Source organism: Borreliella sinica (genome assembly GCF_033969665.2).
GTDB classification, from domain to species: Bacteria; Spirochaetota; Spirochaetia; order Borreliales; family Borreliaceae; genus Borreliella; species Borreliella sinica.
The window spans coordinates 1-24872 of sequence record NZ_CP135180.1 but is presented as its reverse complement, the minus strand read 5'-3'; the positions used below and the strand labels follow the sequence as shown (position 1 = coordinate 24872).

Genomic DNA, 24872 nt, shown 5'->3' with positions numbered 1-24872 from the left:
TACAATTAGGCTTTGAGGGCAAATATGAAACGTTATTTGGCAATTGATGTTGGCGGTACTACTACTAAATATTCACTTGCAGATTCAAGTGGTGTTTTTTTTGATAAAAATGAAATAAGTACAGGTGCCACTGCTGATGAACAAATAAATATTTTAGTTAATCTTATTAATTCTTACAAAAAATCAAATGATATATCTGGGGTTGCAATTTGTATTCCCGGGTTTGTTGATCTTAGGGGAAATGTTATTAGAGTAAATGCTATTTCTGGTTTTATTAATTATCCATTAAAAGATAGATTAGAATCTTTAACCGGAGTAAGCACAGAGATAGAAAATGATGCTAATTGTGTAGCCTTAGCAGAAAAATTTAAGGGTAATGCTATTAATTCTAATGATTTTATTGCGATGACTCTTGGTACAGGGATTGGTGCTGGAATTTTTACAAATGGCAAACTTTTAAGAGGAAGTTCTTTTATGGCCGGAGAGGTTGGATTTATGATTACCAGAGGTATTAGTGGTAATATTCCTTTTAATTGTAGATGGGAGTCCATTTCTTCTGTTCTAGCTTTAAGGAAAAGGGTTGCTATGCGCTTAGAGAAACCTTTAAAAGAGATTTCAGGAGAATGTGTTTTTGATCTTGCTGAAAATGGGAATATTCATGCCAAAAATGAAGTTGAGAGATTCTTTGAAAATTTATCATTTGGTATTTATAATTTAACTTTTATTTTAAATCCTGAAAAAATTTTGATTGGAGGAGGAATAAGCACAAGGTCCGATTTAATAGATAGAATATATGAGAAATTGGAAAATTTATGGTCTTTAGAAATGGCTTTTAATAATAATAATAATATAAGAAATCTTGTAATGCTTGAGCCAACTAAATTTAAAAATGAATCCGGTAAAATTGGGGCTTTGTATCATTATTTTACTTGCAAAAAGCTGAATAATACCTATTTTGAAGATTAATAAAAAAATTGTTAGGTTTGAATATTTGAGGCCAGTGCTGTTATAAGTTTTTCAACGCCAGATTTTTGGATGTTAAATTCTATTTCTACCGTATTTTGGTCTTTTATTGTGGTTTTTATAGGGCTTGCTATTGTAAGATTAGTCATGCTTGTTAAGATGGTTGGTATTAGTTTTTTTGATAATATTTGTAGTATTGATGGGTTATTTGTTTTAATCAAAGATTTAAGAATATACTCGTTTTGATTTAGGCTGTTTATAGATAGGGTGCCACTGCTAAAAGGGATTAAATTTTTGCTGCTTGCTATTTTGTCTGGGAGCAGTAATTCGGAATCTTGAATCCAAAAAAACATTTCATTTTTTTCTATTTCATTAATGTATTTTGTTGTTAGTATGTTATCGGTTTTTAAGGTTTTATCTTTTTGGTTTATTGTAATACTTGTTCTAGCTCTGTTTGGAGTGATATATATGTTTGAATTTTTTAATTTCCATTTTGGATTTGTAAGTATGTTTCCTATTGATTCTGTATTTCTATTTTTATGAATTCCCCAGAAAATATCTTTTGGGAAATTGCCCGTTATTAGTAGAGCGAAATCGTTATTTTCTTTTTTGTAGCTGAAGTATAAATCGTTTATGAGCCCCAAAATGGATTTATATTTAGGGCTTAAAGATTTATAAATAGATCTGTTTTTAATTAAATTGACATGGGCATATAAATTTGCGTCGGGTAAAAGTTCCATTAAATGATTTATATTTTGTTTTGAAGGGCCGTTGTAAGGCAGACTAGAGCATCCTACTATTAGAAAAGAAATAGCAATTATCTTTATTAATATTTTTAACATTTTTCAATCCCTATTATTGTAAATATGTTATCGTCAAGGTTTATTTTTTTTTCTAACTTCCTTTTGTTTAATATAATATTTAAGGTCAATGTTTCAGTTTTAATATATTTTTCGAATTTATTTAGTATTTCTTTTAATGTGTTATTATTTTCTATGTATAAGTTTATTCTATCGCTAACATCAAAATTTTTTTCTTTTCTTAAATTTTGGATTTGTCTTACAAATTCTCTTGTAAGTCCTTCTAAGTATAATTCTTGTGTTATTAGAGAATCTATTCCTATTGTAATAGATTCTTCATTTATTACTTTTAAATTATCTTTTTCTTCTCTTTCTAATGTTATATCATTTAATGATATATAATATTTTGTATTATCTACTTTGATTTCGCAAGATGTTCCATTTATTATTTTGATTATGTCTTCATTTTTTAACTTGCTAATCTCAATAGATACTGTTTTCATATCTTTTCCAAGCTTTTTCCCGAGTTCTTTAAAATTTGCTTTTGCTTTGTAAGTTATAAGCTCCTCTTCGTTGGATTTTATTTTTATTTCTTTTGCATTTATTTCATCTAATATTATTTCTTGCATTTCCATGAGCATATTTTGTTCATTTTGATTTTTTGTGACAATATATATTGTACTAATAGGCATGCGTATTTTTATATTGTGTACTGATCTGAGTGATCTTGCCATTGAAGTTATTTTTCTTGCGAGATTTATTTTTTCTTCAATTGTTTTGTTGATTAAATTTTCATTTGCTTTTGGATAATCGTTAAGGTGGATAGATTGTTTGTCTTCATCAGTTTTTAGATTTTGATAAATCTCTTCTGTTATGAATGGAATAAAGGGTGCAAGTAGAATCATTAAAGTTTTGATTGCATAATATAATGTTTCATAGGCATCATTTTTGTCTTTATCGTTTTCTGATTTCCAAAATCTTCTTCGAGATCTTCTTATATACCAATTATTTAATTTATCTATAAATTCAAGTAAAGAGTCTATCGATTTTGTTAAATTATATTTGTCTATTTCTTTGTTTAATATTTTTTTTAGGCTTTCAAGTTCGCTTATAATCCATTGATCAAGGATGTTGTTTTTAACTAAGTTTAGATTTTTTGAAGGTTTAAATTTATCAATTATTGCATAAGTTGTGAAAAAAGAATAAGCGTTCCAAATAGGTATTATTATGTTTTTAAGAACGTCCCTTACTCCATTGTCGCTATATTTTAAATCGTCAGCCTTGACTACAGGGCTCATTATCAAATAAAGTCTTAAGGCATCGGCTCCGAATGTGTTTATCACTTCCATTGGGTCTGTATAATTTTTTAAGGATTTTGACATTTTTCTTCCATCGCTTGAAAGCACAAGTCCATTCACAATGACGTTTTTAAATGCTGTGTTTTCAAAAAGAGAAGTTCCCAAGATTGTAAGGGTATAAAACCATCCTCTTGTTTGATCTAGACCTTCTGCAATAAAATCAGCAGGAAATACATTTTTAAAATTACTTTCATTTGTGAATGGATAATGATTGCTTGCGTAAGGCATAGCTCCAGATTCAAACCAACAGTCGAGAACTTCGCTTGTTCTAATAAATGTGCCTCCTTCTTTGCTAGGCCAGGTTATTTTGTCTACCTTGTCTTTGTGTAAGTCTTCTATTTTTTGACCAGATAGTTTTTCAAGTTCTTTTTTTGAACCAACGCAAATTTTTTTTCCCGTTTTTGAACATATCCAAATTGGAATTGGATTTCCCCAAAATCGGTTTCTGCTTATTGCCCAATCCTTTGCATTTTCTAGCCATTTCCCAAATCTTCCTTTTTTTAAATGAGCTGGCATCCAATTAATTTTTTCATTTACTTCTAAGAGCTTGCTTTTTATTTTTTCTACATTTACAAACCATGAGCTTATTGGTCTGTAAATAATTGGATAGTTTGTTCTGTAGCAAAATGGATATCTGTGCAGATAATTTTCTCTTTTGAATAAGAAATTGCGTAATTTTAGGTTTTCTATTATTTTTTTATCAGCATCTTTTACAAAAAGACCTTTAAAATCTTTTACTTGATTTGTAAATTTGCATTCAGCATCTAAGGGGTCTATTATATCGACATTTGTGTGTTTTTTTAGTATTCTGTAGTCTTCTTCTCCAAAAGGAGCAATATGAACAATGCCTGTTCCATCGTCAGTTGTAACATAATCTGCTGTGTGGACTTTGAAAGCCCCTTTATCTTTTTGTTCTAAAAAGTAGTTAAAAATAGGCTCATATTCTACACCTTTGAGCTTGTTTCCTTTGAATTTTTCTATAATAGTATATGAATTTTCATCATCGTAATAGCTACTAAGCTTTTTTGATCCAAGTATTAAAGTCTCCTCTGTTTTTTTGTCAAAAATTTTAGAATATTCTATTTCTTGTCCTACTGCAATTCCAAGGTTTGAAGGCAATGTCCAAGGGGTGGTTGTCCATGCTAGTAGGTATTCGTTTTTGTCTTTTATTTTAAATTTTATTGTTAATGATGGGTCATTAACTTCTTTATATTCTCCAAGATTCACTTCGAAGTTTGAAAGCGGAGTTGCAAGTTTTGGGGAATAGGGTAGTACATAATAACTTTCGTAGATTAAACCTTTGTTATAAAGATTTTTAAATACCCACCATACAGATTCCATAAAGGTTATATCCATAGTTTTGTAACCTTTTTCGAAATCTACCCATCTTCCAAGCCTCAAGATTATATTTTTCCATTCCTCTGTATATCTGAGTACTATTTTTTTGCACTCTGTGTTAAAGTTTTCAACACCATAATTTTCTATTTCATATTTGCCAGAAATTCCCAATTTTTTTTCTACTTCATATTCAACGGGTAGTCCGTGAGTGTCCCATCCAAAATTTCTTTTAACATATTTGCCTTTCATTGTTTGATATCTTGGAATTATGTCTTTTATTGTGTTTGGAACAAAATGTCCAAAATGAGGAAGTCCTGTTGCAAAAGGTGGTCCGTCATAAAATGTAAATTCTTCGCATCCTTCTCTTTGTTCCATTGATTTTTCAAAGATTTTGTTATCAGTCCAAAATTTTAATATTTTTTCTTCTATTTTAGGAAAATTTGCTCTGTTTTCTACTTTTTTAAACATATTATAATTCCTCTTTATTCTATTATTATTTTATCTTTTTCTAAATAAATTGTTATTTTTTCTATGTTTTGATTTTCAGCTATTTTGGTGATAATATTTTCTTCTATTTTTTCTTTTATTGCGTTAATTGCGCTTCTTGCTCCCGAATTTTTTTTATAATATTTTGTGGCTATGAATTTGTTGACGTCTTTTTTTATATCTATTTCAATTCCTTTAGAGCTAAATTTTGTTTTAAGAGCATTAAAGTAGTTTTTACAAATTTCTTCTATATTGTCCTTTGTAAGGACATTCAGGATAATTTTTTTTTGAATTTTGTCTAAAAGGGACAACTTAAATCTTTTTTCAAGATTTTGTTTTATTTCTTCTTTAAGGGTTTTTGTTTCTACGGCGTTTATTTGTTGATTTTTGCTGAATCCAATATTCTTTTCTCCAAGAAGCATTCTAGATCCAATGTTTGTAGTCATTATTATGATTGTATTTTTGAATAGTATTTTATCTTCTTTGCTATCAATAAGTTCTCCATTTTCAAGCATTCTACTTATTAAATTTAATATAGAATCGTGAGCATTTTCAATGTTTTCAAGCAATATTAAGGTTTCAAATGAATGTTTTAGCTTGTTTGTCAGAATGCCCCCATCAGAGTAACCCACGTACCCTGGATTTGTGCCAATTAATTTTGAAATGGAGTTTTCTTCTTTGTAATCTGACATATCCAGTTTTAATATTGAATTTTTATCTTTGATAATTTTTTTAGATAGTTCATCAATTAAAGTGGTTTTTCCACATCCATTTGACCCTATTAATAATATTGAAGTTAAAGGCTTAGAATCTTCATTGAGTCCAAGTTTGACTTTAATAATTTCTTTAATAAGTTCGCTTACCGCATGTTTTTGTCCGATGATTTTTTGATTGATCTTGCTCTCTATTTCTTTTAATTCTGAAATTTCTTCTTTTATGTTGTTTGTTGTTTTAATAGATAATATTTCATTTATTGCTTTTTGTATATCACCCGATGTTATTATATTGTCTTTTGCAGACTCTTCCTTTTTAATTGCACCGGCAATGTCTATGATATCTATCGCTTTATCCGGGAATCTTTTATTTATTAGATATTTGGATGAAAGTTTTACTATATCTAAAAGCGCATTTTTTTCATAGATCACCCCATGATAGTCTTCAAAATTTTTTGCGATATTTTTGATTATTTTTAGTGTATCTGTTTCATTGGGCTCTCTTACAGTAATTGTTTGAAATCTTCTGGCGAATGCTTTGTCTTTTGAAATATATTTTCGGTATTCATTATAAGTGGTTGCTCCAATAATTTGTATTTCAGATCTAGAAAGTGATGGCTTTAATATATTTGATGCATCAAGAGCTCCTTCAGAGTTTCCAGCTCCTATTAAAGTGTGTATTTCGTCAATAAATATTATTGTGTTTTTATTTTTTTCAATATATTTGAGTATATTATTTAAGCGATCTTCAAACTCACCCCTATATTTTGTTCCTGATACTAAGTTTGAAACTTTAAGCATTAAAATTGTTTTGCCTTGTAGTTTGCTACTTATTTTTTTCTGTATTATGCTTGATGCAAGTCCTTCAACTATTGCCGTTTTGCCTACTCCAGGCTCACCTATGAGTATTGCGCTATTTTTATTTCTTCTCAAGAGTATATTTGTAAGAGTTTTAATTTCTGTTTCTCTTCCAATCAAGGGGTCTAATTTTTTATCTTTTGCAAGTGCAGTTAAATTTTTGACATATTTCCCAATTTCGAAGTGTTCATTTTCAAACCGTATTTCTTCATCAAATTCTTTGTAGCTTTCAATTAACCTTATTTTATTTTTTTCCATGTATTCTAATATGTTTTGGTCTTTAAAGTCGAAGCTGGATTTACTTAATTTGTACTTTTTTAAAAGTTTTTTGTTTTTTAATATTTGATAAAAAATTTCTTTTGCTCCTATTAAGGGTTTAGGTTTGAATTCCTTTTTAGCTTCTTTTATGAGAGTAAAAATTTCTTTATTGATTTTTGGAATAATTATCTCATTTTTTTCTATTAAAATTTTCTCTAATTTATCCATCTCACATATAACTTCTTGTTTGATGCTTTTTAGAGTTTTGGTGTCTATGAATTTTATTTCAGATTTTTTAGGAGTGGTAATTATAGACATTAATAAGTGCCAAATTGAAACTTCTTTATTTTTATTTTTCCTTGCAATTTCTTTTGAATCTATTTCTACCAAATTTATTAAATTTTCTGTTATATTAATATTTTTTTATCTCCATCTTTATTGCATTTATTATATCAAATATTTTATGTTTTTCCTTATATTTTAGTTTTATGGATATGTAAAATTTAATTTTTGGCTCTGTTCCAGAGGGTCTTACAGTTATTACAATTTCTTTTTCAAGTATAAATTTTATTGCGTTTATGGGGTATTTATATTCTTTGATTTCTGAGATTTCTTTTTCGAAGTTAATCTTTTTAAGAACTTTATAGTCTAACTTTTCAAGTATTTTAATTCCTGCAAATTTCATTTTTTGTTCTTTTCTTAATTTTAGCATTAGTGCTTCTCTTTGAATTTCTCCATTAGCCCCTTCAAAATTTTTTTCTATATTAAATTCTTCATAATATCCAAATTCTTTATATATCTTTTCAAGATAATCTTTAAGTGTTTGGTTTTTAGCTTTTAAATCAAGCACCAGAGAACAAATCCCTTTTATGGCTGAAAATGCATCCTTATCTTTAACTTTTCTTCCTATTAGATATCCATGACTTTCTTCGCACGCAAAAGCAAATTTTTTATTTGGTTCATTTTTTTCCATTTCATCAATTAAGCTTCCTATCCATTTAAATCCTGTATAAGTTCTAAAAATTTGAGAACCATATTTTTTTGCAATTTTTTCTAACATTTGCGTTGTTACAAACGATGATATTACAAATGTATTTTTAGGATTTATTTCTTTTGAGAGTATATAGTTCATTAAAATGCATGATATTTGATTTCCGTTTAAGAATATCCATTCGTTTTGATCTTTAAATGCAATCCCTATTCTGTCAGCATCCGGGTCTGTTGCAAGAGCAATGTCGCAATCTTCTTTTTTTGCAAGCTCTATTACTTTAAGCATTGATAATTTTTTTTCTGGATTAGGATAATCTATTGTTGGAAATTCGGGGTTTGGTAGTATTTGACTTTTTTCTAAAAAAAGCTGTATTTGGCTATTTGTAAAGAGTTTTTCTATTATGGTGCCACCTGTGCCATGTAGTGCTGTGTAAGCTATTTTTAATTTTGTTTTTTTACTGTTCTTTTCAAAATCAGGAAATTCTTCGTTTATTGTTTCTAAGTACTCTTTATCTATTTCGGTCCCAAGTTCTTTGATAATCTTTTTCTCAATACCTTCTTTTATGGTAATTGTATTTATTATTGTTTTTACTTTTTTAATTTCATTAGTTATTAGCGTGTCGTGAGGTGGCATCATTTGGATTCCACCTTTCCAGTATGCTTTATATCCATTATATTCTTTTGGATTATGACTTGCTGTTATCATTACACCAACATCACAATTAAACTTTCTTATTGTGTAAGATAGTTGGGGGGTAGGTCTTAAGTTTTTGTATATGTATGTTTCAAAATTATTTGAGGCAAAAATTTGAGCAGCATTGTAAGCAAATTCTTTTGAAAAATGTCTTGAATCATAGCTTATTGCAACTCTGGGACTTTTGTTTATTTTAAGTACATAGTTGCATATTCCTTGGCTTATTTTTTTTACATTATATGTGTTTATGTAGCATGTTCCAGCTCCAATGATCCCCCTCATTCCAGCAGTCCCAAATTCTAGATCTTTGTAAAATCTGTTTAAAATTTCTGTCTCATTATTTGTTTTTTGGATTTGTATTGCCTCTTCTTTAAAATATATATCTTCTTCAAGAAGAATGTAATTTCCCAATTTTATTTTGGCTTCTATTTTTTGCATTAATTGTCCTTTTTATTTTATTAAACAAACATTAATTAAATTATATTGATTTATAATGAATTATATACTTGATATAGAATTTATTATTAGATTATTTGTAATAATGCTTATTAGATTTTGGTTGTTAAATTAATGATAGATTTTTTTTTGAAGTCAGAATATCTTCCTGCTGGTGATCAACCTAAAGCAATAAAAGAGATTAAAAATTCTATTTTGATGGGAAACAAATATCAAACATTAAAAGGTGTTACAGGAAGTGGGAAGACTTTCACAATTGCAAATATAATCAAAGATTTAAACAGACCTGCTTTAGTTGTCAGTCATAATAAAACGTTAGCAGCCCAACTTTATAGGGAGTTTAAAGATTTTTTTCCAAACAATGCCGTTGAATATTTTGTTTCTTATTATGATTATTATCAGCCAGAATCCTATGTACCCTCAAAAGATTTATTTATTGAAAAAGAAGCTACTATTAATGCTGAGATAGAAATCAAGCGAATACGGGCAGTAACGTCTCTTGCTAAAAGACGAGATGTCGTTGTTGTTGCAACTGTATCTTCGATTTATGCTCTTGGATCTCCGGATTTTTTCAAAAAATCCGCACGAGAATTTTTTGTAGGCCAAAAAATTTCTATTAAAGAAATATCAGATATTTTTGTAGAGCTATATTACGAGAGAACTTTGATGAATCTAGAGAGGGATAAATTTTCAATTAAAGGGGATACTGTTGAAATTTGGCCTAGCAGTGAGCATGGAGAGTTTGCCTATCGAATTTGTTTGGATTTTGATGAAATTGTTAAAATATATAGGATTAGTTCATTTTCTAAAAAAAATTTAGGAATTACAAATAGTTTTACTCTTTTTGCTAAATCTTATTTTGTAATTCCTTATAAAAATGTATTAGATGCGATACCCAAAATATCTTATGATTTGGATCTTCAATGTCAATATTTTAAAAATAATGGCAAGCTTGTAGAGGCCGAAAGGCTTAAGCAGAGAGTAGAATATGATTTGGAAATGCTTAGAGAAACAGGGTTTTGTTCGGGCATTGAGAATTATTCTAAATACTTGAGTGGAAGTACAATGGGAAGACCTTACTGTCTTTTTGATTTTTTCCCGAAAGATTACCTATTGTTTGTGGATGAATCTCATGTTACATTACCTCAATTTAGGGGAATGTATAATGGAGATCATTCTAGAAAATTAAATCTTGTTAACTTTGGATTTAGACTTCCTGCGGCGCTTGAAAACAGACCCCTTAAATATGATGAATTTGACTCATTAATTAATCAAGTTGTGTTTGTATCTGCAACTCCAGGCTTTGAAGAGAATGAAAAGAGCAGTGTGGTTGTTAATCAAATAATTCGACCCACAGGTCTTGTTGATCCCGAAATTATTACTAGGCATTCTGATGGTCAAATGGAAGATCTTTATAGTGAGATTCAAAAAAGAGTAGCTCTTAAGGAGCGTATTTTAATTACTACTTTAACAAAAAAAATGTCTGAGGATTTGACTGAATATTTAGTAAGTCTTGGTGTAAAGGCAAAATATCTGCATTCAGAACTTGATACTCTTGAAAGAGTAGAAGTTATTTCATTGCTTAGGAAATCAGAAATTGATGTTATTGTCGGCATTAACTTACTCAGAGAAGGTTTGGATATTCCAGAAGTATCTCTTGTTGTAATATTAGATGCTGATAAAGTTGGGTTTTTGAGATCTACCACTTCATTAATACAAACAATAGGTAGGGCTGCTAGAAATTCTAATGGACTTGTAATAATGTATTATGACAAAATAAGTTTAGCTATGCAGGAGGCAATTGAAGAAACTAATAGAAGGCGTCAAATTCAGCTTGATTATAATAAAGAAAATAATATTACTCCCAAGACAATTGTTAAGAAGATTCAAAATATTTTAGAAAAAGAACTTAATAATAAAAATGAAAATATTGTTTATGACTTTGAAAAAATTATTTCGGGTAAGAGATTGTCTAAAAAAAAGCTTATTGATAAGCTTAAATTTGAACTAGAAGAAGCTGTTAATGATGAAAGGTTTGAAGACGCAATTGTTTTAAGAGATAAAATAAAAGAGCTTAGTATCAAAAATAGTGCGGTTAGTAACAAATAAAGGGGGGGTGTAATCCTTGGTAAAAAATTTTAAAAAAGAAATTATTGTCAGAGGAGCAAAAGAACACAATTTGAAAAATATTGATGTAAATATTCCAAAAGATTGTTTAGTTGTAATATCTGGCAAGAGTGGTTCTGGTAAATCTTCTCTAGCTTTTGATACTATTTTTGCAGAAGGGCAAAGAAGATATATGGAGTCTGTTTCGGCTTATGCAAGGCAGTTTTTGGGCGTAATGAAAAAACCTAATGTTGATTATATAGATGGGCTTTCCCCTTCCATAGCTATTGAACAGAGAACAATAAGCAATAATCCCCGTTCTACTGTTGGAACAATTACCGAGATTTATGATTATTATAGATTAATATTTGCAAAAATAGGTAAAGCATACTGTCCAAATGATGGTAGATTAATTGAAGAGCAATCTTTAGATAAAATAGTTAATACTATTTTAAGTTATTCTGAAGGATTTAAGGTTGTACTTTTTGCACCAATTGTAAGGGGATCTAAAGGTTCGCATAAAAAAGTTTTAGAAAAAATATTAAATCAAGGTTTCAATAGAGTTAGAATAAATTCTAAAGATTATTTAATAGAAGATGCACTTAGTTTAAATTTACATAAAAATAAAAAACATACCATTGAAATTATAGTTGATAGGATTAAGCTAAGCAATAATGTTCGAGTTAGGCTTGCAGAATCCGTTGAGACTTCTCTTGCTGTTTCTAATGGATATTTACGAGTAGAGATTGAAAATGATTTTGAAAAAATAGATAAGCTTTTTACAGAGCATAATAGTTGTCCTTTGTGTGGATTTTCGCTTCCTTTTATAGAACCCAGACTTTTTTCTTTTAATAGTCCTTTTGGTGCTTGCAGTGAATGCTCCGGTCTTGGCGTTACACTTGAGTTTGATTTTGAGAGTATTTGTCCGGATACCAGTCTTTCTTTTAATGATGATGCTTTTATTACGTTTAAGACAAGTTCGTCTTGGTCTGTGGCTATTTTTAAAGGGCTTGCCAAGCATTATAATTTTGGATTAAATACCCCCGTAAAAGACATTCCATCTAAGGTTCTTAAGCAGATTTTATACGGTTCAAATGAAAAAATAGATTTTATTTACCAGTCCAAAGAAATGGAAGCAAAAGAGGTAGATGGAGGATTTCATTATTCCAAAAAATTTGAAGGACTTTTACCTCTTTTAAAAAGACGATATCTTGCAACAGAATCAGAGAGCACTAAAATTTTTTATGAAAATTTGATGTCTAAAAAAATCTGTAGTTCATGTAAGGGAAAGCGTTTAAGTGTTGGGGCTTTAACTGTAAAAATCAATGGGAAAGACATTCAAGATCTTAGTAACTTATCTGTATTTGATTCTTATGTATTTTTTGAAAACTTGAAGCTTGATGTGGTAGATGAAACAATATCTAAGGAAATTTTAAAGGAAATTAAAAATAGGCTCAAATTTTTAATTGATGTTGGTCTTTCTTATTTGTATTTAAATAGAATATCAGGCAGTCTATCTGGAGGCGAGGCTCAGCGTATTAGGCTTGCTACTCAAATAGGGTCAGCGCTTTCAGGTGTTATTTATGTTCTTGATGAGCCAAGTATTGGTCTTCATCAAAAAGATAACGAAAAATTAATTTCTACTCTTGTTAATCTTAAAAATCTTGGCAATACTGTAATTGTTGTTGAACATGATGAGCAAACTTTGCGTACCGCAGATTATATTATTGATATGGGTCCTGGTGCTGGAATTCTTGGAGGGGAAATAGTTGCAAAGGGATCCTTAATTGATATTTTAAATAGTAAAAATAGTTTAACCGGTCAATATTTGAATGGTAAGTTCAAAATAGATGTGCCAAATTCTAGAAGAAAGACCGATAAGGGAGAAATTTTGCTTTTAGGCTCTAATAAAAACAATCTTAAAAATATAGACGTAAGTATTCCTTTAGGGGTTTTTACTGTAATAACAGGTGTTTCTGGTAGTGGAAAAAGCACTTTGCTTAACGAAGTTTTGTATCCAGCTCTTGATAACAGATTAAAACTTAATGAAGAATATTGTGATGGTTTTAAAGATATTATTGGGTATGAAAAAATCGATAAAATTATTCAAATAAATCAAAAACCAATAGGTAGAACTTCAAGATCGAACCCAGCAACTTATGTTGGATTTTTTACAGAAATTAGAGAGCTTTTTGCTAAGCTTCCGGATGCAAGGTCAAGGGGCTTTAAGGCTGGTAGATTTTCTTTTAATGTTAAAGGTGGAAGGTGTGAGAAGTGTCAAGGAGATGGGTATCTTAATATTCAAATGCATTTTTTACCAGATGTTTTTGTTCCTTGTGATTTGTGCAAGGGTAAAAAATTTAATGAAGAAACTTTAGAAGTTAGGTACAAAGGGAAAAATATACATGATGTTTTAGAGATGAGTGTATTTGAAGCTAGAAAATTTTTTGAGAATGTTCCTAAAATTAATCATTATTTAAAATTTTTAATTGAAGTTGGACTTGAATATATTAAATTGGGGCAATCTGCAACAACTCTATCAGGAGGCGAAGCTCAACGTATTAAGTTGGCTTTTGAGTTAAGCAAAAAGAGCACAGGCAAAACCTTTTACATTATTGATGAACCAACAACCGGATTACATTTTGATGACATAAAGAAGTTGTTAGAGGTTTTGCAGCGATTAGTCTCTAATGGTAATACAGTTGTACTAATAGAGCATAATTTGGATGTAATTAAACAGGCAGATTATATAATAGATTTAGGTCCTGATGGTGGATTGGCAGGGGGGAATATTGTTGTTTCTGGTATTCCCGAAGAGGTTGCAAAATGCGAGAATTCCTATACAGGAATGTTTTTAAGAGATCTTTTATAGGATTGTTAATTTTTTTATCATTTTCTAATGTAATTTTTTCTCAAGCTGTAAATGATGATGAGAATTCTAAGAAAAGAGATAGCTTAACCTTAAGTCAAAAATCTTATTTGAGAGAACTTGAGCTTTCAACTGATGAAGATTTGAGAAAATGGGCCTTACAAGAGGGCCTAAAAGAAACCGATGTTTCAAAAATACGAGAATTGCTTTTAAAAAAGTTTGGAATAGATCCCAAGCTTTTTGTTAAAGGGAAAGGACTTGTCGGATCCGATAGATATAAAATAATAATTGAAACTACAGACAATCTTGAAAATTTCACTTATGAACTTACTAAGGATGAAAGTATTGTTTTTGAAGGAAGAGTTAATATCTTGGTTGAAGATATTAAAGAGAATCAGAAGCATAATATCAAAGGTGACAGAATAGTCCTTAATAGGAACTCCAGAAAACTTTACTCTATTGGAAATGTTGAATATATCCTTGATATGGATGCAAATGAAAAGCTTTATTTTTATGGTAATGAATTCTTTGTTGATTTTGATTCTCAAAATTTTCTATTAAAAGATGGCATTCTTCAAAAAAAAATGCAAAAAAATCAAATAGATCATATTCTTTCTTTTGGAGGAAATGTTTTAAAAAAGATAGACAATGATGTTACTATTTTTGAACAGGCTTTTGTAACAACTAGTAAAATTCCAGAGCCTTACTATTCGATTAGGGCTACTAAAATATGGGTATTGCCCTCAGGGGATTTTGGTTTTTTGAATGCTATATTTTATATAGGAAGAGTTCCAGTATTCTATATTCCCTTTTTTTTCAGACCGGGAGATAGTTTGTTTTTTAATCCATCTATGGGTTTAAACCCCCGAAAAGGTTTTTCTGTTTTTAATACTATTTATCTTTTTGGCAATAAAGCTTCAAGCGAGGATTCTTCTTTTTTGGATTTTGATTTTAATTCTGTTTATAATTCAGGTAAAAAACCCCATATAAGAAATGGATATTTAACGTATTTTTTTGCAGAAGATTTAGCGCATAATCCTAATAAAGATTATGTTAAGGTGATTTTTGATATTTATGCTAATTTAGGGTTTTATTCTGGAATTGATTTTGATTTGAGCAATACTTTGGGGCGTTTTAAAACTTTGGAAGGAAATTTTGGACTAGGTTTTACTAGAAATGTTTATAATTACGATGGAGGATATTATCCTTTTAATAATAGAGCTTTAAAACAATCTCTTTTTAGTTTTTCCAATCTTAATAAAGGAGATATATTTGGGTTTGAAGTTCCTTTTAGGTATTTATTTAAATTTAAAACAGAATTTCTGCTAAGCGACGCACTTTTTTCGGTCCTTTTAGAACACTATTCCGATCCATATGTTAATATTGATTTTAAAGATAGAATAGAGAGTGCTACATTTTTTTCTCTTTTAAATTTAGATCAAGATTCGGTTAAAGAGCAAACCAGCATTAACTCTTTTGATTGGAATTTATCTTCTTTTTATAGCCGAACATTTAATGATGGTTCAATTTTAGATTACAAATTAAATAATTTGGGTTTAAGTTTCAAATTGTCGGGCTATGAAAATCTTTATGTTAAATCTCCTTTGGAGAAACCAAAAGAGATTAATGATCCTACAAGGAAATGGTTTTATTTGGATAGAATTTATCTTCCATACATTGATTTAAATTTTCAAAAAGACCTTTACAATAATCGGTGGACATTCTCAGCCGGCACTAAAGAAATGATAATGAGCCCAGAAGTTAAAAATATAGAAGATAAAGATAATGATAAAAAGAGTGTAAAGGAGGAAAAACCCGAAAAAGTAAAAGATTTAAATGAAAATTTATATATTTCTCCAGAACCAATTACTCTTAAAAATGCTGATCAATTTGATTCTTTTTTTATTAGGTTTGGCATTAATCCTTATTTTAGAAATAATGTTTTTTTCAATAATTATGGTATTACAAGTCCAAAGGATTTTAATTATGAAATAAAAAATTATTTATTTGATATAAAAAATAGAACGGATATAAAAATTCATGCTGATTTTTATAATCGTTTAATTACTTTTGAAAATTTATTATATCTTAATACTATTGAGTATAATCCTTTAAATAAAGATTTTAAAGTTGAAGATAAAGATAAAAAAAGTGAGCATTCAATTATTAACCAAATAAATTTAAATTTACTTCCCTTTATTCGGTATCCTTTGTTATCTAGAAGTATTTTAAAGTTTGAGAATAAGTCAACTTTATATTCATTTAATAAAAAATATGATTCTAATGCAAAATCTTTAGTTAATAAGAATAGTAGTATTTTTTTATCTGATCCAGAAACTTTTCACCAATCAATAATAGGCTCTTTAATTTATGATTATAATAATTTTAGTGCGGAGCTTTCGGGAGAATTAAAAAATAGTTTTGAAGATATTAAGGCTTCTTCTGAGCTTAAACTTTCTTTAGATTTTCCTTATTTATTACAAGAAGCCGGGATTGGGATTAAATATTCTAAAAAGTTTAAAGAAGATGTTCTTAAAAACCCTGGAATCCCCGTTGTTCAACCTTTATTGAATCCTTTGGATCCTCAAAAACCATCATCGCCTTATAAAAATTTAGAAATGTCACCTGCTTTATATTATAAAATTGAGCCAAGATATTTGAATTATTTTAAATTCAGTTTTTTAGCTGCTTATGATCCTTTAATAAATAGAGTTTCTGAACTTTCGTTTAAGCTTAATGTTTTTGATTTTCAGGTTTTGTTTGTAATGAAAGATGATTTTAAATATAATTTTGATCCCTTAAAAGGAGATTTTTCCAAGGTTGGCATTACGACCGAGCTTGTTCCATATTCTTTAGATTCTAGTTACAAAAAGGAATTGCATGTATTAAATTTGTTCGATAAAAAACTTTCTTTTACTTTAGGAATAGATGCTGGCTGGAAAATAAATTTGCAGAAATTTACTGATAATGAACTACGATCTGCATTGACTTTTAAATTTAAATATACGGAATTTTTAGAAATTTACTTTTCTACTTTTTCTGTCAATACCAAGACTTTTAGGTATTTCAAAGGATATATGGATCAAATTGGTCTTGAGACTGTCAATATCTTCGCCGATTTGTTAAAATCTTTTAATTTCTTTAATCTTCAAGACAGAAAAAATTCACTTTTTAAAATTAAAAAATTTTCAGCAGGTTTTAAATTTAATTTTTATGATTGGAAATTTGTTGGTGAATATAATTTAGAGCCCGATTTACTAAGAGGATCTAATGGGATTTATTCTCCTATTTGGAGAAATAATTTTTCAATTTATATTTCTTGGAATTTTTTTGCTCCTGTAAAATCATCATTTGAAAACAATAAAGATACAAATTATGAGCTCACCGTTAATAGGAAAATAAAAAAATAATAACAGCTTTATATATTAGTAATATTTATAGCATGTATTTTTATAGTTCTTGTTATTAAAATCTTTATTGTTTTTTTCCTCTCAATTCCTACTTTTGTTATGTCGAGTTTGAAAATGGACGGATATTTAATATCTGAGCTTAAGGCGTTGCTATTTTTGTTTTTAGAGAAAATTTTTAGTGGATATGCTTTAAATTCAAATGAGGTTTTAGGTCCAATAAAAAACTCTCTGTATTTATTTCTATACTTTATTTCATCGGTTATTGTAAGATCTTCTTTTTTTAAGATGATCTTATTGTTGTTAAGAGTAGTGTTTTGCCAATTTATTTTTACTATATCTAAACTATTGTTTGTAATTTGAATATAAATATATTCATTTGTCGCTTTAATTACATTTATATCAATGTATTTAGAGGGAGATTCTAAAATTTCAAAATTAGTTTCATAATCATGACTTGCTTTTATTGTTGTGCAGCAAAAAAAACAAGTCATGGAAATCAAAAATATTGTTTTCACGTATTTTTTTATACTATTTTTGCTTAGTTTTGTGAAAGCCAAGATCCGCAATATTTTCGCTTCCTGGAATAAAAGAAATTTTTCCACCCTGTTCTTCAAATTTTTTCCTTAGTTCAACTGTTTTTTTGATTAAATTAATAGTAATTTGTTTTAATTTTTTGCCATTATAAATTCCTTTTGACCAATAGTCAATTATTAATTTACTGTCCCCAAATATGTTTTTTGTATTTTTTTTTAATGCTATTTTTATTGCTGTATATAGGGCAAGTAATTCTCCAAAATTATTACTAATTCCTTGAAAATTTTTTACGTAATGATTTCCATATTCATTAATCAAGGACGTATCTAGGATTTTGTCTAATATTGAAATTCCTTTTTCGTTTACAATCCTAATTTCTACACCCTTTCCCCTCCCTGTTCCAGAATCAAAATATATTCCAATTGGGTGTTGATTAATTTTATCGCCATTGTAGAGTAGCCAATTTTGGGCTTGTTCTATTGATTTAAAACTTTTTATTTTATTATTTTTCCCCTTAATAGCAGTTTTACATTCTTCCCAGGATTTAAAAATAATTTTCTCATTGCTGTTGATAAAAATGCATGCATAATATTTGTCCATATGCTAATATTAATTTCCCGAACACCATAGGTTTGTTATATTGCAAGCTTTTCCAAAAATTTTTTCTTGCGATTTATTTAATTCCATTACATCTATTATTTCTTTGTTGTAGCCAATGAATTTTTCTTTTAAGGTTGGTTTGATAAGTCTTTTTGGAAGCACACTTGGGAGTATTCCTGTAATCGTATAAGACATGTAAAAATTGTAAGCGGCAGCATTTATTTCCCCAGGAGTAATTATTCCTGAAATTTCGTAATTTCTTGATACATTAAGTCCTGCTATTTTATATATTCTATCAACTACCAAAGAACAATAGGTTTTGTTATGAATTTCTTCAAGATTAAATGAGTCTGTCCATAAGTTGGAGGATATTAGCGGAATCATGTATCCAAAGTTATTGTCAATATATCTGCTTCTTCCAAAATTAATAGCCTTCTGAATTGTTCTTGTATCTGTTATTGGTGAGAATATTTTTAATATTCTTGATTGTACATATGTTGAAAGTTTTTCATATCCTGATCCTTGAGTAGATGCTGTATCAAATTTGATTTGATTGCTTGTAATTATTGATTTTATATCAAAACTATCATTTCCATTGAATGCAATTTTTTTAGTAGCTTCGTATTTTTCTTCATCAAATATTCCTACATGTTGCCAAAAATAAAAAAACTCTGTCCAATCTATTTTCGGTTTTATTAGTATAATGTCACCATTTGATAAAAGGGACCTTAATTTTTCAGGCGTTATTTCAATGCCCGTATCTGGATCTATTATTTTTGGTATTAGATCATATTGATTACTATTATTGGAGTCATCAATTGATCTCTTTCTTCTTCTAGAAGGTGTTGTTTGTTTTGAATAATATAATTCATTGTGAAGATCAGCAATTTTTTGTTTTTCAATTATTTTTTTTATTGTGCTATTTTCAATTTTCAAAAAGTACATAAATTGTTCGAAATATTTTTTATCTTTTATTTTTAATAATTGATTTGCTATTATATGAGGTGCAACATATTCTTCCCCGTCTATTATTTCTTTTGTTATTGAGTTTGTATTTTCTTGAGGAAAAAATGAATTGATGTGGCTCAATTGTATATACCCCAAATTTTTATCATGAAATGTTTGCTCTATCAAATTTAGAATTTCTTTTTCTAGTTGCATTTGTAATTCTATTAATTCTGTCAATTTTTCATTATCTGAATTTGTATGATTAAAATTTGTTTTTTTTTCAAAAGCAGTATCAATTTTAATTGTTAGATTGCCATTTACGCTGCTTTGATCAATAAACTTTGCCCATTCCGTTTCATCATTTAAATAATTTTTGTAAGCATTTAGATAGTTTTTTATTTCTTCTAATTTTTGTGGACTTATTTTTATTTTTGCTGCTGTTTGCTTTATTAAAAAAGAATTGTCATTGTTGTTTAAAATTTCTTGAATATTGTATATTGGTATTCGATATTCTGTACCAGAAATATTCTGTATTAAAGAGCTTTCCAAGGGTGTTTTTTGTGTTAATAAAATTTCCGAGTTGCTTAGATTTTTTGGTTTGTTGTCCACAATTAAGGCGCAAGAGAATAGAAAAATATGTATAGTCAATATTGGCATTAATTGATTAATTTTCTCCATGATAGTATTTTAGCATAATTCTTTTTAATGTTTTTGATTTGGATTTCTTTTTAATTTTATTTAAGAATTTTATATTCATAGTATTTTTTAAAAATATTAATAAATGATTGATATTTTTAAAAATAAACTATAATATTTCAATATATGGCAATTTTTATAAAGGGGGAGTCAATGAAAAAATATTTAAATCCAATAAATATTTTTTCAGAAATAGGTCGTTTGAAAAAAGTTTTGCTTCATAGGCCAGGGGAAGAATTGGAAAATTTGACACCTTTTATTATGAAAAATTTTTTGTTTGATGATATTCCTTATCTTAAAGTTGCAAAACAAGAGCATGAAGTTTTTGTAAATACTTTAAAAAATAATTCAGTTGAGATTGAGTATGTTGAAGATCTTGTTAGCGAGACCCTTTCATCTTCTGTAGAGCTTAAAAATAAATTTATATCCCAATTTATTCTAGAGGCAGAAATAAAAGCAGATCGTACAATTAGTATTTTAAAAGATTATTTTTCTAATTTAACTGTTAGTGATATGGTTTCTAAAATGATTTCAGGTGTTGCAAGAGATGAGCTTAAAAATTATGCATCTTCTCTTGATGATTTGGTTAATGGTGCAGTTCTTTTTATTATTGATCCTATGCCCAATGTTTTATTTACCAGAGATCCTTTTGCCAGTGTTGGCAATGGAATTACAATAAATAAAATGTCTACTAAGGTTAGACATAGAGAGACAATATTTGCAGAGTATATTTTCAGATATCATCCCATTTACAAAGAAAATGTTCCAATTTGGTTTAATAGATGGGAAGAGACTTCTTTAGAAGGTGGAGATGAGCTTGTTTTAAGCAAGGATCTTTTGGTTATTGGAATTTCTGAAAGAACAGAAGCGAAATCCGTAGAAAAATTAGCTATTAATCTTTTTAAAAATAAAACCTCATTTAGCACAATTTTGGCTTTTAAAATTCCACAAAATAGGGCTTATATGCATTTAGATACAGTTTTTACCCAAATTGATCATAGTGTTTTTACAAGTTTTACGAGTGATGATATGTATTTCTCAATTTATGCCTTAACCTATAATTCAAGTTCTAGCAAAATTCATATTAAAAAAGAAAAAGCCAAACTTAGAGATGTTTTAAGCTTTTATCTTGGCAGGAAGATTGACATAATAAAATGTGCAGGTGGTGATTTGATACATGGTGCAAGAGAGCAATGGAATGATGGTGCTAATATTTTGGCTATAGCTCCGGGAGAAGTAATTGTTTATTCTAGAAATCACGTAACTAATAAATTGTTTGAAGAAAATGGCATTAAAGTTCACAGGATTCCGTCTAGTGAGCTTTCAAGAGGTCGTGGTGGTCCAAGATGCATGTCTATGCCTTTAATAAGAGAGGATATTTAATTGTTAAATGATTTAAATGAGCTTTTTAAAGCCAATTGTAAAGGTTAGGTGTTATTGTGTATAATTTACGAAATAGGAATTTTTTAAATCTTTTAGATTTTACGAATAAAGATATTCGATATCTACTTGATTTATCAATTGATTTAAAAAAATCAAAATATGCAGGAATTGAAGTGCAGAAGCTTAAAGGTAAAAATATAGTTATAATTTTTGAGAAAGATTCGACAAGGACAAGATGTGCTTTTGAGATTGCGGCTTATGATCAAGGGGCAAATATTACCTATTTAGGGCCTAAGGGTAGTCAAATGGGCGTAAAAGAGTCTATAATAGATACCGCCAAAGTTTTAGGACGTATGTATGATGCCATTGGATTTAGAGGATTTTCTCAACAGACTGTTGAATGTTTAGCAAATTATTCTAATATTCCTGTTTACAATGGATTGACTGATATTTCTCATCCTACCCAAATACTAGCAGATTTAATGACAATAGAAGAACATAAGGGAAATTTAAAGGGGATTAAAATAGTATTTTGTGGGGATGGTAGAGGGAATATTGCTAATTCTTTATTGAAAGGCTGTGCTATTATGGGGCTTGATTTCAGAATTTTTTCCCCCAAAGAGCTTTTCCCAGATCCTAATTTGACGCTTAAGGTTAGGGCTTTGGCTCTAAAGAGTGGGGGTAAAATTACAATTACAGATTCTAAGGAAGAGGCTGTAAAATTTGCTGATGTTGTGTATACGGATGTGTGGGTATCTATGGGAGAGAGTAATTGGGAAGATAGAATAAACCTTTTAAAGCTTTATCAGGTCAATAAAGAGTTAATGAGGATGGCAAAAGATGATGCAATATTTATGCACTGTTTACCCGCTTTTCATGACTTAAATACTGTAGTTGGCAAGGATATTTTTGATAAATATGGACTTAATGGAATTGAAGTTACAGAAGAAGTTTTTGAAAGTAAAAATTCAGTTGTTTTTGATGTTGCTGAAAATAGAGTACATACCATTAAAGCTGTTATGGTATCTACTTTGGAATAACGGTATTTTATTTATAGTAAATTATTTAGGAGGATAGTTATGATCAAAATGCCGAGTAGTTTTACAATAATATTCTATTTAATTATATTTGCAACCATCTTAACATATGTGATTCCTGCTGGTAAGTTTGATAGAGAAGTTAGGCAAATGAGTGATGGATCTAACAGGGAAATAATTATTGCTGGAACTTATCAATCTGTAGACCGAGACCCCAGAGGATTTTTACATCCCATTATGACTGTTTTAACCGCAATGTCAAAAGGTATGGAGCATGCAGCTGAAATTATTATTTTTGTTCTAATTGTTGGGGGGGCCTATGGGATTATTATGAAAACGGGAGCAATAGATGCGGGAATTTATTGTTTAATCAAGAAATTAGGGCATAAAGATAAATTACTTATCCCTTTGTTAATGTTTATTTTTTCAATTGGTGGAACTGTAACCGGAATGAGTGAAGAGACCCTTCCTTTTTATTTTGTTATGATTCCCTTGATAGTGGCCTTAGGATATGATAGCCTTGTTGGGGCAGCTATTATTGCTTTGGGAGCTGGAGTGGGCACTATGGCTTCTACTGTAAATCCATTTGCTACAGGAATTGCGTCAGCAATAGCTTCTATTAGTTTGCAGGATGGATTTTATTTTAGAATTATTCTATATTTTGTATCGGTATTGGTTGCTATAATTTACGTTTGTGCTTATGCATCTAAAATTAAAAAGGATCCTTCAAAATCACTCGTGTATTCTCAAAAAAATGAACATCATCAATATTTTATTAAAAAAAATGAACTCTCTACTAAGGATAATGCTCAGAATGTTCTTGAATTTACCTTTGCTCATAAATTGGTTTTGCTTTTATTTGGGTTTATGATATTGCTTTTAATATTTGGCATTGTTCATCTTGGTTGGTGGATGCAAGAAATGACGATGTTATACCTTGGGGTTGCTATTATAGCAGCTTTTATTTGTAGATTGGGTGAATCTGAAATGTGGGATGCCTTTGTGAAGGGTTCAGAAAGTCTAATAACAGCAGCGCTCATTATTGGGCTTGCTAGAGGTGTAATGATAGTATGTGAGGACGGTTTGATTATAGCTCCGATATTAAATGCCGCTACTAATCTTTTGTACAATCTTCCAAGACCCCTTTTTGTCATTTTGAATGAAATTATTCAAGTAGTTATAGGATTCGTTGTTCCATCTTCATCAGGTCATGCTAGTTTAACTATGCCAATAATGGCTCCACTTGCTGATTTTTTGTTGATGCCAAGGTCTTCGGTTGTTATAGCTATGCAAACTTCATCCGGACTTATTAATTTAATAACGCCCACAAGCGGAGTTATAATGGCTGTATTGGGTATATCTAAGTTGAGTTATGGCACTTGGTTTAAGTTTGTGTTACCACTATTTATTATTGAGTTTTTTATTTCTATTTTAGTTATTATAGCCAACATTTATTTGAGTTTTTAGTTGAAAATTTTTTATAGCTTGGAAATGTTATTTATAAAAGGAAAGTCAATAAGTAAAAAATGATATTAGAAAAGCTTAATTCTGCTGAGATAGGAATTAATAATTTTTAAGCCATTAAATATTTTCTTTGTGATAATCATGAAAATATTTTTAATTATATTGTACTACAGGGTTTTTATTTAGAGTATTTGATAAAAAATATTGATGAAATAATAGAAAAAATGCTCATTAGAATTATAGGAGAAGGATAAAGAGGCTGGTAAATATGTTTCGGTTGAGCAAATAAACGTGGGAATTGTTAATTAAAATTAATGGAAAAACCATTAATTTTAATGCTTGACAGAGACTATTTTATGAATGATTTGGATGCAGAAAGGCATTTTAGTTGTTTTTCCTACAAATGTAGTAGTTTTTAGAGTTACTGTATTTCTATCCATTCATTATAAGATGTATAATGAAAAAAAGATGAGAATGAGTATAATTTACCATAATTATATAAATCCTATCTTTTACAGTGAAACATATAAATACATGGCCTTTATCGGGTTATATATATCCTCTTTAGGGAGTTCCCAGCTAGAAGTATTTAATTTATTTTGAAGAGAAAATAAATTAATATTACACATTAATAAAAAGATTTGTAAAATAACAATATATTTCATTTCAGTATAGTTTAGTGTAGTATAAATGCTTATATATTTAAATATATAAGCATTTACTATTTTGCAATTTACTAGTATTTTGGAGATTCCCATATGTTTTAGGTTTGCATTAATGTATGCTTTAGTTAGAGATGTAAATTTTTGTAAGGTTCCTTTTATGTGCATCAACGGACAGTAATCTATTTTTGTCTAATTTTTAAGTGAGTTTTTTGGGAGGCAAATGTCTATACTAATTAAAAATTATAT

Annotated in this window: 14 protein-coding genes and 1 pseudogene; 8 read left to right on the top strand and 7 right to left on the bottom strand. The window is 28.9% G+C overall.

What is annotated here, in order from left to right:
• The first annotated feature begins 24 nt into the window (after nucleotides 1–24).
• Nucleotides 25–966, top strand: a complete 942-nt coding sequence (locus QIA41_RS00075) for an ROK family protein (protein WP_320292039.1) — start codon at nucleotides 25–27, stop codon at nucleotides 964–966.
• Nucleotides 967–977: 11 nt separating this feature from the next.
• Here the strand turns inward: QIA41_RS00075 and QIA41_RS00070 are convergent, their stop codons facing one another.
• From QIA41_RS00070 to QIA41_RS00055, 4 genes are read right to left on the bottom strand one after another with little or no spacing between them, the layout of a single operon-like run.
• Complete coding sequence (locus QIA41_RS00070; protein WP_320292038.1) at nucleotides 978–1805, bottom strand: hypothetical protein; 828 nt, start codon at nucleotides 1803–1805, stop codon at nucleotides 978–980.
• Nucleotides 1799–4927, bottom strand: a complete 3129-nt coding sequence (gene ileS, locus QIA41_RS00065; RefSeq protein WP_320292037.1) for an isoleucine--tRNA ligase — start codon at nucleotides 4925–4927, stop codon at nucleotides 1799–1801. The genes QIA41_RS00070 and ileS overlap by 7 nt, the downstream gene beginning before the upstream one ends.
• Before the next feature lie 14 nt (nucleotides 4928–4941).
• Complete coding sequence (locus QIA41_RS00060) at nucleotides 4942–7164, bottom strand: ATP-dependent Clp protease ATP-binding subunit (RefSeq protein WP_320292036.1); 2223 nt, start codon at nucleotides 7162–7164, stop codon at nucleotides 4942–4944.
• 22 nt (nucleotides 7165–7186) lie between these two features.
• The gene (locus QIA41_RS00055) at nucleotides 7187–8896 is read right to left on the bottom strand and encodes a phospho-sugar mutase (RefSeq protein ID WP_320292035.1); all 1710 of its coding nucleotides are present in this window, start codon (nucleotides 8894–8896) and stop codon (nucleotides 7187–7189) included.
• A 132-nt stretch (nucleotides 8897–9028) separates the two neighbouring features.
• On the opposite strand from QIA41_RS00055, the gene uvrB reads away from it, so the two are divergent.
• From uvrB to QIA41_RS00040, 3 genes are read left to right on the top strand one after another with little or no spacing between them, the layout of a single operon-like run.
• Complete coding sequence (gene uvrB, locus QIA41_RS00050; RefSeq protein WP_320292034.1) at nucleotides 9029–11023, top strand: excinuclease ABC subunit UvrB; 1995 nt, start codon at nucleotides 9029–9031, stop codon at nucleotides 11021–11023.
• 16 nt (nucleotides 11024–11039) lie between these two features.
• Nucleotides 11040–13892, top strand: a complete 2853-nt coding sequence (gene uvrA, locus QIA41_RS00045; RefSeq protein WP_320292033.1) for an excinuclease ABC subunit UvrA — start codon at nucleotides 11040–11042, stop codon at nucleotides 13890–13892.
• Entirely contained in the window at nucleotides 13847–17299 is a 3453-nt protein-coding gene (locus QIA41_RS00040) for an LPS-assembly protein LptD (RefSeq protein ID WP_320292032.1), read from the top strand. The genes uvrA and QIA41_RS00040 overlap by 46 nt, the downstream gene beginning before the upstream one ends.
• A gap of 8 nt (nucleotides 17300–17307) precedes the next feature.
• Here QIA41_RS00040 and QIA41_RS00035 read toward each other — a convergent pair whose 3' ends face one another.
• From QIA41_RS00035 to QIA41_RS00025, 3 genes are read right to left on the bottom strand one after another with little or no spacing between them, the layout of a single operon-like run.
• Entirely contained in the window at nucleotides 17308–17865 is a 558-nt protein-coding gene (locus QIA41_RS00035) for a hypothetical protein (protein WP_320292031.1), read from the bottom strand.
• Nucleotides 17828–18433, bottom strand: coding sequence for a ribonuclease H family protein (locus QIA41_RS00030; RefSeq protein ID WP_320292030.1), 606 nt, complete (start codon nucleotides 18431–18433; stop codon nucleotides 17828–17830). The genes QIA41_RS00035 and QIA41_RS00030 overlap by 38 nt, the downstream gene beginning before the upstream one ends.
• A gap of 9 nt (nucleotides 18434–18442) precedes the next feature.
• On the bottom strand, nucleotides 18443–20059 hold the full coding sequence (locus QIA41_RS00025; protein ID WP_320292029.1) for a hypothetical protein: 1617 nt from the start codon (nucleotides 20057–20059) through the stop codon (nucleotides 18443–18445).
• A 171-nt stretch (nucleotides 20060–20230) separates the two neighbouring features.
• Here QIA41_RS00025 and arcA point away from each other — a divergent pair, with 171 nt between their 5' ends.
• From arcA to QIA41_RS00005, 4 genes and pseudogenes are all read left to right on the top strand, one after another.
• On the top strand, nucleotides 20231–21460 hold the full coding sequence (gene arcA, locus QIA41_RS00020; RefSeq protein ID WP_320292028.1) for an arginine deiminase: 1230 nt from the start codon (nucleotides 20231–20233) through the stop codon (nucleotides 21458–21460).
• A gap of 56 nt (nucleotides 21461–21516) precedes the next feature.
• Nucleotides 21517–22500, top strand: coding sequence for an ornithine carbamoyltransferase (gene argF / locus QIA41_RS00015; protein WP_320292027.1), 984 nt, complete (start codon nucleotides 21517–21519; stop codon nucleotides 22498–22500).
• 39 nt (nucleotides 22501–22539) lie between these two features.
• A complete protein-coding gene (locus QIA41_RS00010; protein ID WP_320292026.1) occupies nucleotides 22540–23964 on the top strand; it encodes a YfcC family protein in 1425 nt (474 codons plus the stop codon).
• Nucleotides 23965–24137: 173 nt separating this feature from the next.
• A pseudogene (locus QIA41_RS00005) lies at nucleotides 24138–24311 on the top strand (UTP--glucose-1-phosphate uridylyltransferase); the annotation flags it as partial.
• Nucleotides 24312–24872 lie beyond the last annotated feature (561 nt).

Bases quoted from the DNA above. Each gene is read 5' to 3' on its own strand.
- ileS (WP_320292037.1), bottom strand. From the start codon at position 4,927: ATGTTTAAAAAAGTAGAAAACAGAGCAAATTTTCCTAAAATAGAAGAA.
- QIA41_RS00040 (WP_320292032.1), top strand. From the start codon at position 13,847: ATGCGAGAATTCCTATACAGGAATGTTTTTAAGAGATCTTTTATAGGA.
- QIA41_RS00010 (WP_320292026.1), top strand. From the start codon at position 22,540: ATGATCAAAATGCCGAGTAGTTTTACAATAATATTCTATTTAATTATA.
- QIA41_RS00075 (WP_320292039.1), top strand. From the start codon at position 25: ATGAAACGTTATTTGGCAATTGATGTTGGCGGTACTACTACTAAATAT.
- QIA41_RS00030 (WP_320292030.1), bottom strand. From the start codon at position 18,433: ATGGACAAATATTATGCATGCATTTTTATCAACAGCAATGAGAAAATT.
- QIA41_RS00025 (WP_320292029.1), bottom strand. From the start codon at position 20,059: ATGGAGAAAATTAATCAATTAATGCCAATATTGACTATACATATTTTT.
- QIA41_RS00070 (WP_320292038.1), bottom strand. From the start codon at position 1,805: ATGTTAAAAATATTAATAAAGATAATTGCTATTTCTTTTCTAATAGTA.
- QIA41_RS00055 (WP_320292035.1), bottom strand. From the start codon at position 8,896: ATGCAAAAAATAGAAGCCAAAATAAAATTGGGAAATTACATTCTTCTT.
- arcA (WP_320292028.1), top strand. From the start codon at position 20,231: ATGAAAAAATATTTAAATCCAATAAATATTTTTTCAGAAATAGGTCGT.
- uvrB (WP_320292034.1), top strand. From the start codon at position 9,029: ATGATAGATTTTTTTTTGAAGTCAGAATATCTTCCTGCTGGTGATCAA.